This window comes from Luteibacter pinisoli, assembly GCF_006385595.1.
Taxonomy (GTDB): Bacteria; Pseudomonadota; Gammaproteobacteria; order Xanthomonadales; family Rhodanobacteraceae; genus Luteibacter; species Luteibacter pinisoli.
The window spans coordinates 205044-222473 of sequence record NZ_CP041046.1 but is presented as its reverse complement, the minus strand read 5'-3'; the positions used below and the strand labels follow the sequence as shown (position 1 = coordinate 222473).

At 68.0% G+C, this 17430-nt stretch carries 10 protein-coding genes and 2 pseudogenes; 6 read left to right on the top strand and 6 right to left on the bottom strand.

The window, feature by feature from the left end:
• Positions 1 to 2 precede the first annotated feature (2 nt).
• A complete protein-coding gene (norR, locus tag FIV34_RS00985; protein ID WP_139978797.1) occupies positions 3 to 1550 on the top strand; it encodes a nitric oxide reductase transcriptional regulator NorR in 1548 nt (515 codons plus the stop codon).
• Here the strand turns inward: norR and FIV34_RS00980 are convergent.
• Positions 1547 to 2941, bottom strand: coding sequence for a sugar porter family MFS transporter (locus FIV34_RS00980; protein ID WP_139978795.1), 1395 nt, complete (start codon positions 2939 to 2941; stop codon positions 1547 to 1549). The genes norR and FIV34_RS00980 overlap by 4 nt on opposite strands.
• 324 nt (positions 2942 to 3265) lie before the next feature.
• Here FIV34_RS00980 and FIV34_RS00975 point away from each other — a divergent pair, with 324 nt between their 5' ends.
• Complete coding sequence (locus FIV34_RS00975; RefSeq protein ID WP_139978793.1) at positions 3266 to 4027, top strand: GAF domain-containing protein; 762 nt, start codon at positions 3266 to 3268, stop codon at positions 4025 to 4027.
• On the opposite strand, the gene FIV34_RS00970 is transcribed toward FIV34_RS00975, so the two are convergent.
• The 5 genes and pseudogenes from FIV34_RS00970 to FIV34_RS00955 form a co-directional block, all read right to left on the bottom strand.
• Positions 4024 to 4446 (bottom strand): VOC family protein, encoded by a 423-nt coding sequence (locus FIV34_RS00970; RefSeq protein ID WP_139978791.1) that lies wholly within the window; start codon positions 4444 to 4446, stop codon positions 4024 to 4026. The genes FIV34_RS00975 and FIV34_RS00970 overlap by 4 nt on opposite strands.
• 56 nt (positions 4447 to 4502) lie before the next feature.
• Positions 4503 to 4904, bottom strand: a pseudogene (locus FIV34_RS21445) (methyl-accepting chemotaxis protein); the annotation flags it as partial.
• Positions 4905 to 5054: 150 nt separating this feature from the next.
• Positions 5055 to 5756, bottom strand: a pseudogene (locus FIV34_RS21440) (PAS domain-containing protein); the annotation flags it as partial.
• 162 nt (positions 5757 to 5918) lie between these two features.
• A complete protein-coding gene (pbpC, locus tag FIV34_RS00960; RefSeq protein WP_139985552.1) occupies positions 5919 to 8177 on the bottom strand; it encodes a penicillin-binding protein 1C in 2259 nt (752 codons plus the stop codon).
• 112 nt (positions 8178 to 8289) lie between these two features.
• A complete protein-coding gene (locus FIV34_RS00955) occupies positions 8290 to 14313 on the bottom strand; it encodes an alpha-2-macroglobulin (protein WP_139978787.1) in 6024 nt (2007 codons plus the stop codon).
• A gap of 330 nt (positions 14314 to 14643) precedes the next feature.
• On the opposite strand from FIV34_RS00955, the gene FIV34_RS00950 reads away from it, so the two are divergent.
• From FIV34_RS00950 to FIV34_RS00935, 4 genes are read left to right on the top strand one after another with little or no spacing between them, the layout of a single operon-like run.
• The gene (locus FIV34_RS00950; RefSeq protein WP_139978784.1) at positions 14644 to 15702 is read left to right on the top strand and encodes an HWE histidine kinase domain-containing protein; all 1059 of its coding nucleotides are present in this window, start codon (positions 14644 to 14646) and stop codon (positions 15700 to 15702) included.
• 40 nt (positions 15703 to 15742) lie between these two features.
• On the top strand, positions 15743 to 16171 hold the full coding sequence (locus FIV34_RS00945; protein WP_139978782.1) for a YciI family protein: 429 nt from the start codon (positions 15743 to 15745) through the stop codon (positions 16169 to 16171).
• 19 nt (positions 16172 to 16190) lie between these two features.
• Complete coding sequence (locus FIV34_RS00940; protein WP_139978780.1) at positions 16191 to 16631, top strand: VOC family protein; 441 nt, start codon at positions 16191 to 16193, stop codon at positions 16629 to 16631.
• A gap of 10 nt (positions 16632 to 16641) precedes the next feature.
• Complete coding sequence (locus FIV34_RS00935) at positions 16642 to 17412, top strand: YciI family protein (protein ID WP_139978778.1); 771 nt, start codon at positions 16642 to 16644, stop codon at positions 17410 to 17412.
• Positions 17413 to 17430: the final 18 nt, after the last annotated feature.

Sequence of the window (17430 nt, the reverse complement as noted above, 5' to 3'; positions counted from 1 at the left end):
CTATGACGACATCCACCCACATCCTCGCCTCCCTGCTTCCGCTGGTGGACGACCTCTCGCGCGACCTGCCCGAGGCGGAGCGTTACCGGCGCCTGCTGGAAACGCTGCGCGCGCTGATTCCCTGCGACGCGAGCGCGCTGTTGCGCCTGGAAGGCGACGAACTGGTGCCGCTGGCCGTGGATGGGCTGAGCCTGGACACGCTGGGCCGGCGTTTTCGCGTGGCTGACCATCCGCGCTTCGCCGCGCTGCTGGCGGATGACGAACCGACCCTGTTTCCGTCGGATAGCCCGCTACCGGATCCGTACGACGGCCTGGTCACTGCCGAGCCGCACCTGGACGTACACGACTGCATGGGCTGCCCGCTCAGCGTGGGCGGCCAGGCCTGGGGCCTGGTGACACTGGATGCGCTCGATGCGGGCCGGTTCGGCACCGATGACCTGGCCGCGCTGCGCGCCTTCGCCAGCATGGCGGCAGCGACGGTGGCGGCCGGCGAGCGCATGCGCGGGCTGGAACGCGATGCCGAGCGCGAGCATTCACGTGCGGAGGGCTTCCGCCTGGCGGCTGGCCAGGCCCCGGTGCGCCGGCTCACCGGCCTGAGCCCCGCGTTCCGCCGCCTGGTCGACGATATCGGCACCGTGGCCCATAGCGACCTGACGGTGCTGATCCGCGGTGAAACCGGCACCGGCAAGGAACTGGTGGCACAGGCGATCCACGCGGCATCGGCGCGCGCCGACCGCCCGTTGATCGCGGTGAACTGCGCCGCGTTGCCGGAGCTGCTCCTGGAAAGCGAACTCTTCGGCCACGTGCGCGGCGCGTTTTCCGGCGCCACCGCCGACCGGCGTGGCAAGTTCGAACTGGCCGACCACGGCACGCTGTTCCTCGACGAAGTGGCCGACCTCTCGCTCGGCGCGCAGGCGGCCCTGCTTCGCGTGATGCAAAGCGGGCAACTGCAGCGCGTGGGATCGGACCGCGAGCACCGCGTGGATGTGCGAATCATCGCCGCGAGCAATCGCGATCTCGCCGACGAAGTGCGCGCGGGGCGCTGCCGCGCCGATTTCTACCACCGCATCAGCGTGTACCCGCTGACCGTGCCGCCGCTGCGCGAGCGCGGCAACGACGTGGTGCTGCTGGCGGGCGGGTTTCTTGAAGAGAACCGTGCGCGGCTTGGCGTCAGCGGGCTGCGCCTGTCGCCCGAGGCGCAGGCGTTGCTGCCGGGCTGGTCGTGGCCGGGCAACGTGCGCGAACTGGAGCACACGATCGGCCGCGCGGCGCTGAAGGCGCTGGCGCGCAGCGGGCGCGGCAAGGCGCTGGTGATCGAATCCGGCGACCTCGACCTGTCCGCCGGGCCGATGGCCACGACGACGGATACCGCGACGATGCCCCGGGAAACGAACCCATTGCCGCTTCGCGCGGCGCTGGATCTCTACGAACGCCAGCGCATCGAGCAGGCCCTGTCGCGAAGCGGCGGCAACTGGGCTGCCGCCGCGCGCGAGCTGGGCATGGACCGGGCTAACCTGCGGCGCTCGGCCGCCCGGCTGGGCATCGCTTAGCGGCCGATCTTGCGCAGGGGATTGCCCTTCATCAGGTTGCGCTCGATCTGCTCCAGCGTGACGCCCTTCGTCTCCGGCACCAGCCAGAACGTAAACACGATGAACACCGCATTGAGTGCCGCGTAGAGCCAGAACGTCTGCGCGTTGCCGATGCCGGCCATCAGGCTGAGGAAGGTCACGCCGACGACGAAGTTGGTGGCCCAGTTGGTGAACGTCGAGGCGGCGATGCCGAAGTCGCGGCCCTTCAGCGGCTGCACCTCCGAGCACAGGGTCCAGATCAGCGGGCCGGCCGACATCGCGAAGCCGACGATGAAGAACAGCAGCATGCCGACGGTAAACAGCTGCTCCGCACGCCCGTTGATCCCCAACGCCATCATCGTGCCGACGACGCCCAGGCCCACTGCCATCATGCTGAAACCGGCATACAGGATCGGCTTGCGGCCCAGGCGGTCCACCAGGCCAAACGCGATCAGGGTGGCCAGTACGTTGGTCAGGCCCACGGCGGCGGTAAACCACATCTGCGCGTGGGTGTCGTAGCCCATCTCCTTGAAGATGCGCGGGGCGTAGTACATCACCACGTTCATGCCGGTGAACTGCTGCATGGCCTGCAGCAACATGCCCAGCCCGACCGAGCGGCGGAAGTTACGGTTTTCGCGGAACATGCTCCAGCCGTGCTGCTTCGTCTTCAGCTGCTCCTCGATGTCGGCGAGTTCTTTCTTCACCACGTCGACGTCGCCGCGCAGCTTCGCCAGCACGGCCTGGGCATCATCGCGACGGCCACGCAGCATCAGCCAGCGCGGGCTGTCCGGCAGGAAGAACAGGCCCACCATGAACAGCGCGCCCGGCACCGAGATGACGCCAAGCATCCAGCGCCAGTTGCCGGTGCTGCTGAAGGCGGTGTCGGAGAGGAAGGCGAGCAGGATGCCGGTCGTGATCATCAGCTGGTAGGTGGAGATCATGGCCCCGCGAATGCGCTCTGGCGCCACCTCGGCGAGATAGAGCGGCGCGGTGAACGTCGCCACGCCGATCGCCAGCCCAAGCACGACGCGGGCGGCGATCAGGCTGGGCGCGTTCCAGGCCATGGCGCAGAACAGCGAGCCGGCGATGAACAGCACCGCGCCCAGCATCAGCGAGCGCTTGCGGCCCAGCGCGGCAGACATCCAGCCAGCCGCGAGCGCACCGGCGGCGGCGCCCAGGGTCATGCTGCTCACCACCCATTCGATGATCCGGTCCGTGGCCCCGAAATCCTTCTGGATGAACTGCTGGGCGCCCGAGATCACGCCGATGTCGAGGCCGAACATGAGGCCGGCCAGGGCGGCGAGGATACACGTGGTGACCAGCGCGGCCTTGGGGTGGGCGGCTTCCACCTGTTTTTCGACGGCTACATCCATGACGGGTTCCTGGCATGCAAGGGGATCAAGGCATTGGATGCCGTGGCATGTATTCGCCTTGTCAGTGGCGCGTCGGGCTGGCGTGACGCATGGCAATTTGTGCATATCCGGCAAAATGGGCCGCGCGTCGAAGCATCTAAGGCGCTGATTCGCCGAAAGGTGCGGCTCGTCGACCTCGTCGCCGTGACCACGACGGCGTGGCAGCGGGCCTGCGCGACCACCACTCAAAAGGGTCACTCTCGCCAAGCGCTTTGCGGGACCTGCTGTGTTAGCGTCGACCTGCTATTACTTACGTTTCCTTTCCTTCCGCACCTGTACGCCGCCTTGAGTTACCAGACCGACACCAGCCCGACCGACGATCCCACCCTCACGACACGCGATGCTGCGCGTCTGCTTGGCATTTCCGTAAGCACCGCCCAGAAGTGGATCGAAAGTGGCGCGCTCGCGTCATGGAAAACCCCCGGTGGCCATCGCCGCATGCGCCGCAGCGCCGTGCTGGCGCTGCTTGAGGAGCGCACGGCGCTGGCGGCAGACCCTCTCCAGGCCATGTCGCCCGAGCTGCGCCCGGACCGTTCGGCGTCCTATCCGATGCCGCAGGACGAAGCCGCGCGGTTGCGTGCGGTAGGCCGTACGGGCTTGCTGGATACCCCTGCGGATCCGGCCTTCGACCGGATCACCCGCCTGGCCGGGATGATCGCCGGGACGTCGGTGGCCCTGGTGAGCCTGCTGACCTCCCGTCGGCAGTGGTTCAAGTCGCACCGCGGCACCGACACCACGGAAACCCCGCGCGAGTGGGCCCTCTGCGGTCACGCGATCCTTGGCTCCGACATCATGATGGTGGAGGACGCCCGCGAGGACGCCCGCTTCCGCGATAACCCGCTGGTCACCGGCGAGGAGCACATCGTGTTCTATGCCGGCTGCCCGCTGCGCAGCCCCGATGGCCACGCGCTGGGCACCCTCTGCGTCATCGACCGGGCGCCGCGCCAGCTGGACGAAACGCAGAAGGAAAGCCTGCGCGCCCTGGCGGACATCGCCGAGGACGAAATCCGCCTGTACATGGTGGAGCACGGCCGCCGCTGGGCTTAAGCCGGCGTGGCCCAGGGGTCGTAGCTGCCGAAGTACCACAGGCGACCTTCCGGGTCGCGCGCCGAGTAGGCGGCACCGCCGTACTCCTTCTCTTCGTAATCCTCGACGATCGTGGCGCCGTACGCCTTCGCGTGCTCGTAGTGCGCCTTGATGTCCGCGACGGTGACACAGGGGCACTGCGTTTCGCGGCCGCCGATCTGGTCTGGCTGCACGATGTGTTCGGCGAACTCCGTGCCGGGGATCACCGAGCCGAGCATCACCATCCCGTCGCCATAGGTGAGCTGGGCATGGACGACGATGCTGATGTCGTTATCGTCCGTATACACGGCGTGCTCGCTGAATCCAAACGCACCGCAGAGGAAGCGGATGGCCGCTTTGGCATCGCGGTACCGCAGGCAGGGGATGATCGTGCTGGGCATGGCGTGGCTCCCTGGGTTGGGAGAGCCACGTTACCGCGTTTCCATGACCGGCCGCGTCAAGCCAGTTCGGCGACCGCGCGGCGGACGGTGTCGATGCCGCCGGCCTGGGTGTTCGTGGCCCGGGCCACGTCCGAGACGCGGTCGAGCAGCGTGGTGACCGAGCCGAGGATGTTGCGCATGGCGTCGCCGGCCTCGCCACTGCGTTCGCTGCCTTCGCGCACGCGCTCAAGGGTGTTTTCGATCAGCGCACGGATATCGCGGGCGGAATCGGCGCTGCGCTGCGAGAGCATGCGCACTTCCTGCGCCACCACCGCGAAGCCCTTGCCGTGCACACCCGAGCGGGCGGCTTCGATCGAGGCGTTCAGGGCCAGGATATTGGTCTGGAAGGCGATGGAATCGATCAGGCCGACGATCTCGGCGATATCGCGCGCGCCGGCCTGGATGGCGCCCATGGTGGCGATGACGGCATCGACCATCGCGCCGCCACTGGCCGCCGAACGGCTGGCTTCGTTGGCCAGCGCGTTGGTGGCGCGGGCCTGCTCGGCGATGGCCGGGACGGTGTCGGCCAGTTCGGTCAGGGAGGCGTGCAACGTGCGCGTCGCCCGCGTCTGCGCGGTGACGTCGGTGGCGTACTTCACCACCTTGAACGGCCGCCCGGCCATGTCGAAGATCGGGTTGTAGCTGCCCTGGATCCACACCTCACGGCCGCGACGGTCGACGCGGTGGTAGAGGCCGGAGTCATATTCCCCACGGCCGAGCTTCTCCCAGAAGGCGAGGTAGTCGGCGCTCGAGCGGGCCACGCGGTCGACGAACATGCAGTGGTGCTGGCCAATGACTTCCTCGCGCTCGTAGCCCATGGTCGCCAGGAAGTTGTCGTTGGCGTCCAGGATGTGGCCATCAAGGGTGAAGCTGATCACGGCCTGGGCCTTGTCGATCGCCGAGAGGCGGCCTTCCATGTCGGCCGTGCGCAGGCGCTGCTCGGTCACGTCGGTGGCGAACTTCACCACGCGCACGGGGCGGCCGCGGCGATCCAGCACGGGGTTGTAGCTGGCCTGGATCCACACCTCGCGGCCGCCGGCACCGAGCCGGCGATACAGCCCCACGTCCGGCTCACCGGCACCCAGGCGCTTCCAGAAGGCCGCGTAGTCCGGTGATGCCGCTTCGGCCGGGTCGACGAATAGCCGGTGGTGCTTGCCGACGATGTCGCCGAGCGCGTAGCCCATGGCGTCGAGGAAATTCTGGTTGGCCGTGAGAATGGTGCCGTCGAGGGCAAACTCGATCACCGCCTGCGTCCGGTTCAGCGCGTCCATCTGGCCACGCACGCCCGACCGCCCCGCGCCGAAAAAGGCGCGCAGGCCGCTGCTGATACTGGATGCCATGGTTGTCCCCTGCCTGTGTGTGTCGCCAGGCCCTACTTATCGTCGCAACCGACCCCGGGCTGAACAGTGCGTGCCGAATTTACCCTACGGTTTTCATTCGACCGCGCCGATCCCCAGCTCGCGGGCATCCGAGCTGCCGCGATCATCCACCACGCGGACAAGGAAACGCCCCGTGCGCTCGGGCGTCCACATCAGTACCTGGCCGCCCGGCACGCTGCCGACGTAGGCATCGTCGACGAACCAGTAGAGGGTGCGCACGCCGGCGTCGGTGGTGGCGGTGAGGGCAATTTTTTCCGTGCCGAAGCGCGAGACGCGCACCTGGTAGGTGCTGCCCTTGAGCGGCGACGTGATCCGCGGGGGATCGCCCGGTGGCTGGCCGCCGCCCTGGCAGTCAGGCAACGGGGGCGGCGTGCGGCGAGGCATGCCGGCCTGGGCGAACACGCGCGCCAGGTCCGAGGGCCAGTATTCGTACACCTCGGTATGCGTCGTCTCCGGATCGTACGGCGGGCACGCCGGCTTGCCGCTGCGGTTATCCACCACCACGGGACGATGCACGTTGCTCACCTTGATCGGCGACTTGCCGGGGATGAACCACGTGCTGCCCACCTGCGGACACCACGCGTTGGGCAGGTCGCCGCTGGCCAGGCAGATGGGAATGCGGCGGAGGTTCGGCGGATTGCGACGCACGGGTTCGACCATGCCCGGGCGCTCGGCGCGCAGGGCATCGGCGATACGGAAGAACAACGGCGCGGCGGCATCCACGCCGACGAAGGCCGGATTGCCGGCGCCGTCGAAGTTGCCGATCCACACCACCAGCACGTACGGGCCGAACGCGCCCGCCGTCCACGCGTCGCGGAAGCCCCAGGAGGTGCCGGTCTTCCAGTACACCGGCAGGCGCGAGGGTTGGGCGGCGACGTCGTCGTCGGGGCGCGGATTCTGCCGCAGCATGTCCATCACCATGAAGCTGGCTTCTTCGCTGAGCAGGCGCGTTCCGCCGACGGCCGGCTGGGTGGCCAGCGTGCGCAACGGGCGCAGTTCACCGCGATTGGCCAGCATGGCGTACAGGCCGCCGAGTTCCTGCATGGTGACTTCGCCGCCGCCGAGCACCAGGGCCAGGCCGTAGTGCTGCTCGGTCTGCAGGCGCGAGATGCCGGCATCGCGCAGGAACTGGTAGAGGTTGGGGCTGCCCAGCCGCGCGGCCACCTGGACGGCCGGGATGTTGCGGCTGCGCACCAGCGCCTGGGTGGCGGTGACCGGGCCGAGGAAGCGGCCGTCGAAGTTTTCCGGCGTATACGGACCAAACGCCGACGGCACGTCGCGCAGCACGGTCTCCGGATGCAGGATGCCCTGGTCGAAGCCGAGCGCGTAGATGAAAGGCTTCAGCGTCGAGCCCGGCGACCGCTTTGCCTGGGTGCCATTGACCTGGCCCAGGATCGACGCATCGAAGTAGTCCGCCGAACCGACCATCGCCTTGACGCCCATGTCGCGCGTGTCGATGAGGAGGGCGGCGGCATTCCGAATGCCACGGTTACCCGCGTGCTCGACGTACTGGCGCACCTGGCGTTCGAGGCTGTGCTGCAGGCCGAGGTCCAGCGTGGTGGTCACGCGCATCTCGTCGTCGCCGTCCATGCGCCGTTGCGCGAGCACCTGCTCGACGAAGTGCGGCGCTTCGAACGGCAGTCGCGACAGCGGACGCAGGCGCAGCGGCAGGTCGAACAGGGGTGCTGCTGACGCATCCGCGGGATGGCGCGCGACCCAGCGGGCGAACAGGCGATCGCGCGAGGCCTTGAGCGCCCGGGCGATGACGCCGGTGCCGTTGATCGTGCCGGGCAGGCCACGCGCCGGCTCCTGCGGAATCACCGCCAGCGTGAGGGCCTCCGGCAAGCTCAGGCGCGCCGGCGGCTTGCCGAAATAGGCGAGGCTGGCCGCACCGACACCTTCCACGTTGCGGCCGTACGGCGCCGCGTTGAGATAGGCCTCGAGGATGTCGTGCTTGGAATACTGCAGCTCAAGCTGCACGGCACGCAGGGCCTGCACGAGCTTGCCACCCGGGCTACGCGTGTCCAGGTGCCAGAGCAGGCGCGCCAGCTGCATCGTCACCGTCGAGCCGCCCTGCGGATTGCCATGCCGCACGTAAGTGACCCACGCCCCGCGCAGCAGCCCCCAGGCCGAGACGCCCGGGTGCCAGCGGAACCAGCGGTCTTCGTGCAGCAGCACGCCCTCGACGAGCGCGGGCGAGATGTCGCCCAGCGGCACCCACAGCCGGTAGCGCTCGTCGCTGGCCAAAGTCAGGCGCAGCAGTTGGCCGCGGTCGTCGTAGACCGCGGTGGACGACGGCAGCCAGGCGCGCATGGGGTCGTGCGGCCACAGCCGGCACGCCACCGGCACCGCCGCGACCAGCAACAACGCCACCAGGGCGTTGTGCCAGCGCGGCCAGCGAACGCGGGACAGCCACCTCCTCACGTCAGGGCTTCGACTCCACCGTGAGCTTGCCGCCACCCGGCGCCGTCGCCTGCGTGGCGCGGTCGTACAGCGACTCCACCTGCGCCGGCGGGATCACGAACGAACCGGCATTGGTGGCCTTGATGCGGTAGATGAACTCCTGTACGTCGCTTGACGCGTAGCCGTAGACCACGACGCGATCCTCGCGGACATCGGCGTACTCAGGCTTCCACGTCGAGTTCGGGTTACCGATCGGCGAATGCCAGGCGGGCGTGGTGTCGTCGCTGCCCTCGCCTTCGCCTTCGCTTTCCGCGTCGTCCGTCGCGGCGCCTTCGCTGTCTTCCGTATCGGACGTGGCTTCCGCCGCCGGCGCGGCCGCGGCGTCATCCGGTGCCGGCGGCGCGGCGGTTTCGAGCACGGGCTCGAAGCCGCCGGGCAGCAGGTCCGTGATGGCGATGTTGTCGACGCCATCCGCCTTGGTCGCACGGATGCGCACATGCACGTCCACTTCGTCGCCAACGCTGAGCTTGCTGATCGCATTGCCCTTGGTGTCGGTGTAACTGCGCGTGATTTCCAGGCCATCCTTGCGCACCTGGGTCGACGGCACCCGGTCGAAGCCGGCCTGGGTCACGGCATACCACGCGGTGCTGTCGGCATCGTTGACGAAGCGCAGGCGCTGCGCGGCGGCCGGATAGTGCGCGGCCAGAAGGACGCCCTGCGGCGAACCCACCGGCGTCACCGTACCGTCCTTCGCCACCGAGCCGATCGACAGCTTGTCGACGACCGCACCGCCGTCCTTCGCCCAGGCATCCAGGGCGAGGATGATCATGCCGGACGACAGCGTGTTGTAGTGGCCGTTACCGATCGGACGCACCAGCGTATCCACCACCGACGGCGGCAGGTCCTTCGCCTGTTCGGGGAAGTGCTTCGCCATGAGGTACAGCACCGTGGCATCGCGGATCGCCGAATCGTAGTACTCCGTGTAGCTGTAGGGCTCGTCGGCCGCCTTGCGCAGCAGCAGCTTGCGCGGGCCGGCCATGAGCTCACCGGCGACGCGATCCTGGTGCAGCAGGCGATACGACGCCGCGAGCCACGCCGCGGCCAGGTCGTCCTTCCACGTGGTGGCGTAGGCTTCCTGCAGGCGGCGCTGCACCGAGGCGAGGTCGTTGGTGGTGACCACGCCCTGGCGCGTCAGCAGGTACACCGCGTAGGCGCGCTGGCGCATCTCCGGCAGGCTGTCGCCACTGTCGTCGGACGCGATCTGGCGCAGGGCCTTGTCCGCCGCGTCGAGCATGTCGCGCGGCACGGCCACGCCGCGGTCGCTGGCTTCGACCAGGTAGTGCACCGCGTAGTCGGTGGCGAACACGTGCGTGTCCGGCGTCGCCGTCCACAGCCCGAAGCCGCCCTGCCCGTTCTGGCGCGCGCGCAGCGTGTCGAACAGCGCGGCCACGGTGTCGGCCGGCGGTGCCGAGCCATCCACGTGCTGCGCCGGCTTCACGTCACCGAACTCCGGGCGCTTGCCGAGGATGAGCGCCGGCATCGCCGCACTGATCACCTGCTCGGTGCACGCGTGCGGGAAGTCGACGAGATAGGCGGCGAGGCCGCGCGCCAGCACCACCGGTACGGTGGAGAACGCGGCATCCCGGCGGGCGTAGGCATCGAACATGTCACGCAGGCTGGCGACATCGCTGCGCCCGTGCGCATCCACGTGGCCGAAGGCCAGCTCGGTGCGCATCGCGGAGGCCGGGCGGATCGACACATCCACGCCCTGCTTCGCCGACTTGCCGTTCGCCCCCGCGCTGAACGCGAGGTGCCCCGAGCCGAGCTTGTCCGTGGCGCGGACGCGGAAGATCGCCGCGCCTTCACGCAATTCGCCGAGCTGGAGGGTTCGCGTCGCCTCACCGACCACCTGCAGCTGCGGGCCGACCTTGAGCGACACGGCGACGGGGAGCGTCTTGCCACCCAGCCCGGTGAGGTTATTGGCCACGCCCACGCTGACGTCGGCTTCATCGCCGGGGGCCAGCGTCGTCGGCACGTTGGGCGAGAGCACGAAGTCACCGCGCACCGTCGTCGCCCCTTCGAACGTACCGATACGCTCCGGCGAGACGGCCACCGCCATCACGCGCAGCTTGCCGTTGAAGTAATCCGGCACCTTCCAGGTGAGGTCGCGGGATCCGTCCACGTCGACGATGCCCGACCAGTACGCCACCGGCTTGTCCTGCTTGCGCCGGAACGGATTGAGCTGGCGGCCGATCGCGCCTTCCGCGTCGCCGCCGGGCGCAAGCGCCGTCAGCTTCGTGAAGTCCGGGATAATCAGGTCCAGGATCTGCGTGGTGGACACTTCCAGCATGCGCTTGCGGAAGAAGTACTGCAGCGGATCGCCGAGCTTGTAGTGCGCCACCTGCAGGATGCCTTCGTCCACGGCGAAGACGACGACGCGAGCCGGCGTGCCGGACGTGACATGGAAGGTGATGTCGTCACCCGGCTTCACCAGGTCCGGCGATGCCACGCGAACGGCTTCCTTGCGCGCATCCATGTTCACCGAGAAGGGCACCACGCCGAACGACAGCGGGCTCATGAAGATCTCGTCCGAGGACGGATCGCGCACGTACTGCACGTTGATGTAGCCGTTGCCTTCGAAGTCCGCGGGCACGGTGATGTGCTGCACCGAGCTGGTGGTGTCGGCATGGAACCAGGCGTGTGCGTACACCTTGTCGCGTTCGATCGTGATCAGGCCGCTGCCGGCGTAGGGCGCGCGGATGGCGATATCCACGGCTTCCCCCGGCGCGTAATCCTTCTTCGACAGGGCAAGCTGGAGCTCCGAGTTGCGTTCCAGCGAGCGCGACACGTTGCCGTCGCCGGCGACGGACCAGGCCACCCGATTCACTTCCTTGCCCTCGGCGTTCTTCACCACGAGGGCGAAGTTGCCGGGCTTGTCCGTCGGCAGCGTCACGTCGAGGCCGGCGGCGGGGATGGTCAGCGCGGTTTCCGAGAGGCTGGTTTCGCGTGCCTTCGATTCGTACTTGTAGACACCCGAATCCTGCTTGGTCAGTACCGAGACGTAGCGCGTCTCGACGATGGCCTGCTTCAGGCCGGTCAGCTCCATCCGCTTGGCGGCCGGGTCGATGGCGACCAGGTTGACCTTGCGCACGGCATCGCGCGCGACGTAGTCGAGGTTGTCCGCGGCGCGGTACCCGACCAGCCAGTCATTCGAGGAGACCATGCCCTGGGTGGCCGCGGCGACACTGCGCCCACCTTCGGCCTCATACGCCTTGGCGAGGAAATAGAGCTGGTAGGTGGCGTCCGCGTAGCGCGACAGGTCCAGCGCGAACTCCGCGTGGCCCTTGTCGTCGGTCTTCTGGTCGGCGAGTTTCTCTTCGAATCCGTCCTTGGCGCGGCGGATGTCGTAGAAGTGGTAATCCTTATAGCTCGGGAACGACGGGAAGGCGGGGCGCAGCGTGAGCGAGCCCTCCACGCGGCGGCCTGCCGCCGGCGTGCCGAACAGGTTCTGCACATCCACCATGGCCTTGAGCTGGGCGGGCTTCACCCAGCCTTCGGGGACCACGGTGGAGAGCTTGGCCGAGACCTTCATGCGATCCGGCTGGAATTCCTTGACCTGCACCGTGGTGTCGCCGATCTGCGAGTACGGCTTGCCGTCCTTGGCGATGAACAGGTTCACCGTCCAGTTGCCGGTGGGCGAGGTCTCGGCCGTGGTGTAGTCGAGCTCGGCGAAGCCGGCCTGGTCCATCGAGACGGGCTGCTGGCGCACGGTGGTGCCACGCGGGTCCACGATCTGCGCCACCAGCGGGATGCCGGTGACACTGCGCGTCCAGCTGCTGGCGCGTACCACCAGGCCGATGTGGAACTGATCGCCCGGGCGGTAGATGCCGCGATCGGAGAACAGGTAGCCGGACAGGCGGCCGGCGCTGGCCGGACTGACATCACCGCCAACATCGAAGCGTGAGAAATCCAGCTGGCGGTCGCGCGCGCTCACCGGCAGGAAGGAGAGATCGTCGCCCTGGCGGACCACGAACATCGCCGGTTCCTTCTCCTGGTTGAAGCCCGAGAGGCCCGCGAAATGCGCATGGCCGTCCGCGCCCGTGGACTGGGTGACCAGGGTGGTACCGTTCTTGGCGATCACCGACACCGAGGCGCCCGCGGCAGGCTGGCCGCTGCGGATGGACTGCACGTAGAGGTCCTGGCTGCCATCGGCGGAGCGCTTGGCGATCACGCCCAGGTCCGTAATGACCACGAGGCGCTGGTCGGTCGGCCAGTCGTAAGGAACATAGCCACGCCCCTGGTCGTAGCGCTCACCGGCCTTCGCCGCTTCGGCATCGGGATCACTGCCGGCCTCGCGCTCGGCGGCTTCACGTGCCGCCTTCATCGCGTTCTCGCGCATTTCCTTTTCGCGCGCGGGGTCGTAACCCTGCAGCTTCAGCAGGAACACGCCGCGCTTGCCGCTGGCCAGGTATTTGCCGAGGTCGAAGCCTTCGTAATGCGCCTTGCCCGGGCCTTCGTCGGCAATCGGCAGCCTGGTGACGAAGCGCTCGGTGATGTTTTCTTCGCCGATGCCATACAGCTCCGGCTTCGCATACGTGCCACTACTCAACGACACGAGGTGCTGCAGCTGCTCGGGCAACACGCGGCCCACTTCCACGCGCATGCCGGGCATGTTGCGTGAAACCACCGACACGCGGTGGTCGCCGGACAGCGAGAGCAGCGCGCCATCGGACATGAAGCGGAGCAGGCGCGGGTATTCCGGCACCGGCAGCATCTCGGCGTACGCCTTCGGCATCACGTAGCCGCCGAACGAGGTCATGCCCTTGTCCACGCGCACGTACAGGCGGTCGCCCGGCTGCGCGTGGAAGCGGAAGCTCTGGGTCTCCGACCAGTCGTTCTCGGTCGGCACGACGTCCACCTTCACGGCGGGCCAGTGGCGCAGGTCGGCATCGCTGACCTGGCTGGCGCCGTAGATCTTCGGGTCCTTCGGCACGATCCACGCATGCGCGTGCTTGCCGAGGTCGGTGTCGCTCACCGCGCTGGCGAACTGCATGGTGACGACCTGCTCGGGCTCGTAGCGGTCGTTGTCGACCAGCGTGGCCTGCATCTCGTCGATCTTCAGGCTGTACAGGCCCGGCACGCGCACGGTGGTCTCCACCGCTTTTTCGGTGCCGTCGCCGCCGCGGCTGCTGCGCACGCCGTCGGCCAGCTTCATGCCGACCGAGCCGTCATCGCGCGGCAGCTGCAGGGGCATGGAATGGATGAACGCCTTCAGGCGGTGCTCGTCGTAGGTAACGCTGAACTTGAGGTCGCTGCCGTGCTTCTGGTCGTGCTCGCGCATGTCCAGGGCGATGCGCTTCTCCAGGTCGGCGGCATCCACCGGGTAGTTGAAGGCCAGCCCGATGATGGTCTTGCGGCGGGTGGGGTCCTGCGGGTCCTGGTAGAACTCACCGCTGACGACGCGTGCCGTGAACGGCTGCGTGTTGAAGGTGGCCTGGTCATCGGCCAGCAGGGCCTGCGGCGCGAAGGCCTTGGCCTTGTCGAAGCGCACGTCGAACTTGCGGCCGACCGGCCAGTCGCCGGAGGGCGTGAATACCAGGGTGCGGTCGTCGGTCCATTTCCACTGGCCAGGCTGGCGGGGCTCCAGCGCGATGCCGTCGGTCACCGGCTTGCCGAGTGACTCGATGCGCGCGGCCGAGCCGGAGAAGCGGATCACCAGGGGCTGGATCGTCGGCGGAGTGGCGTCGTAGTCGGTGACCGCGGGCGCGCTGACCTCGAACGTGATCCGGTTGGGCTCCGGCGCCTTCGGCCGGTTCTCCCACCAGTGCCAGCCGAACCAGCCGGCGGCCACCAGCACGAGCACGCCGGCGATGCTGCCTGTGAACTTCAGCGGGTGCTGCCGCGCCACCTTGCCGGTGGCCGGTACCCATGCCGGGGCGGACCACGCCACGTTGCCGAACAGGGGCCGCAGCACCAGGGCCAGCAGCCAGCCAAGGCCGCGCAGCAGGCGCACGGGAAGCATCGCAAGGAAACGCAGGAGATCCATATGCCGTTCCGATCCATGTGACAAAAGGGCGGTGTCCCCGCCGGGGCCCGCGGGCGCGCGCCATCCCGCCCACCCGAAGGTGGCGGCATAACTGGCGGTTGGCCCCGGACATAGCGTGCGCGCTACCCCTGTCGCGCTCGCGGCAGGATTCTGACATATCCCCGGTAGGGTTCGGTCGACGTGCGGGCGAACCGCCTCTTCAATACGAAAAATCTGAAAACGCTTACGTATCGGCCATGCCGTGAACCGGCTCACGGCATGGCACTGCGCCATGCACGCGCACCGCCAAACGCGTTATCGTGAATTGCTTGCATGCGACGGTGACCTTCGATGAGCGAGTACGCCAGCAGCCCGCTTGAACGGGCGATCGCCACCCCGGACCACGAACTGCGCGAATTCCGCGAGCTGGCCGACTTCGCGCCGGTGATGATCTGGCGCGCCGGCGTGGACAAGCGCTGCGACTGGTTCAACAAGCCCTGGCTGGATTACACCGGCCGCTCCATGGAAGAGGAAATGGGCAACGGCTGGGCCGACGGCGTGCACCCTGACGACCTCGACACCTGCCTGGCCACCTACGCCGGTGCCTTCGATGCCCGCCAGCCGTTTTCCATGGAGTACCGGCTGCGCCGCCACGATGGCCAGTACTGCTGGCTGCTCGACAACGGCGCGCCGTTCTATCGGGACGGCCACTTCGCCGGCTACTGGGGTAGCTGCATCGACGTCACGGCCCACCGCGATGCCCAGCGGGCCCAGCGTGTCCTGATCAACGAGCTGAACCACCGGGTGAAGAACACCCTGGCCGTCGTCCAGGCCATGGCCGTGCAGAGCTTCCGCGATGAGCGTCCCGTGGCCGATTCCCTCGCCCGCTTCGAAAGCCGTCTGGTGGCCCTGGCCGGCGCCCACGACCTGCTGATGGTACGGGCCTGGGAAGAGGTGTCCCTGAGCAATGTGGTTGAAGGCACGGTCGCCCCACACGACCCGGACGGTACCCGCGTGCACCTGGATGGCCCGGCGCTGATGCTGGGCCCGGAGGCCGCCGTGTCCGTGGCCATGGCTCTGCACGAGCTGCTGACCAACGCCATCAAGTACGGCGCGCTGTCGGTGCCCGCTGGCAGGGTCGCCCTGCGCTGGGCCCATGTCCCCGAACGCCATGTCCTGCGCATGGAATGGAAGGAAACCGGGGGGCCCACGGTGGAGCCCCCCGCCCGGCGCGGCTTCGGCACCCGCTTCATCGAGCGGGTGCTGGCCACCCAGGCGGGGGGCAGCGCGAAGGTCACTTTTGCCGCGGACGGTGTGCATTGCGTGTTCGAGGCCGATGCGCGCGCCCGGCCCGAAAATTCTTTTCCCCCGCATGTCGATCGGGCCGGCCTTCGTTCGACGTCGTCATAAGAGCCGGAAATCCTTCCGGCCAACGGCCAGGAGAAGGCAGATGCGATGCATGGTGATGGTGAGGGCCCAGGCGGCTTCCGAGGCGGGTGTGATGCCGAGCGAGGCACTGCTTACGGCCATGGGCAACTTCAACGAAGAGCTGGTGCGGGCCGGCGTCCTGCTTGCCGCCGAAGGCCTGCAACCGAGCGCCAGGGGTGCCCGCGTGCGCTTCTCGGGCGACCGCCGTGAGGTCATCGACGGGCCGTTCACCGAGACCCGCGAGCTGATCGCCGGCTTCTGGCTCATCCAGGTCCGCTCGCTCGACGAAGCCATCGAATGGATGAAACGTTGCCCCAACCCGTTCGAGGGCGGGGAATCCGAGATCGAGATCCGCCCCGTGTTTGAAGCCGAGGACTTCGGTGCCGAATTCACCCCTGAAGCACGTGCCCAGGAAGACCGCCTGCGCGCCGAGATAGCCAGCCGTTCCTGAATCCCAAAGGAGACCGACCATGAATATCCAGCCCTATCTGTTTTTCAACGGCACCTGCGAAGAGGCCTTCACCTTTTATGCCAAGGCCTTCGGTGGCGAGATCCTGATGATGCGCCGCTATGAAGAGATGCCGGCCGGGGAAGAGGGTTCCGACGACTCCGAGGAAGGCAAGGCCTTCGGCAAGAAGATCATGCACGCGCGCATCCAGGTGGGCGACGCCATCATCATGGGCTCCGATGCGCACCCGCGTTACGAGTACAAGGGCATGCACGGCTTCCGGGTGAACCTGGGCTTCGACACCGGCAAGGAGGCCGAAGACGTCTTCGCGATCCTCGCCAAGGACGCACAGGAGATCATGATGCCGGTGGCCGAGACCTTCTGGGCCGAGCGCTTCGGGATGTTGACGGACAAGTACGGCACGCCGTGGATGGTGAACGGCGGCGAGCACAAGGGCCCGTGAGGAGGCAGCCATGCATTTCCTGATTGTCCGCAAGGCGGATAGCGACAGCGAAGCCGGCGCACCCGTGACCCGGGAGCTGGTGGACGCCATGGCGGCGTATTGCGACGAGCTTGCCGTGCAAGGCCGTTTCCACGCCGGCGAAGGCCTGAAACCCAGCCGCGATGGCGTACGGGTGCACTTCACCGCGGGACGGGAGCCGGTGCTCACCGACGGGCCGTTCGCCGAGGCGAAGGAGCTGGTCGCCGGCTTCAGCGTCATCGAGGCGGACTCCATGGACGACGCCGTCGCCTGGGTGAAGGGCTGGCCCACGGAGGATGCGAACGGCCATGCCGAGATCGAGCTGCGACCCATCGGCTGCCCCGGTGGCCTGTCGAACTTTGGCGACCCCGCCGAAGACGAGTCCGGGCGTACGCGCTACATCGTGATGCTCAAGGCGAACGCCCGTAGCGAGACGGACTGGAATCCCGGGCCCGAGATCCTCGGCCGCATGGCCGAGGCCAACCGCGCCGGGCACGAGGCGGGCTACCTCATCGCCGGCAACGGCCTGTCGTCCAGCCGGCACGCCAGGCGGGTGCGCTTCAGCAAGGGCCAGCCGCAGGTGTTCGACGGGCCGTTCGCGGAGATCAAGGAGATGGTCGCGGGCTTCTGGGTACTCCGCGTCGACAGCCTCGACGACGTGATCGCATGGACCCGCACCTACCCGTTCCCGGACGGGGACGATGCACGGCTGGAAATCCGTCCGCTCTACGACATGGAAGAACTTCTCGCGCCGCTGGCCTGATGCGGCGGCGCGGCTTGC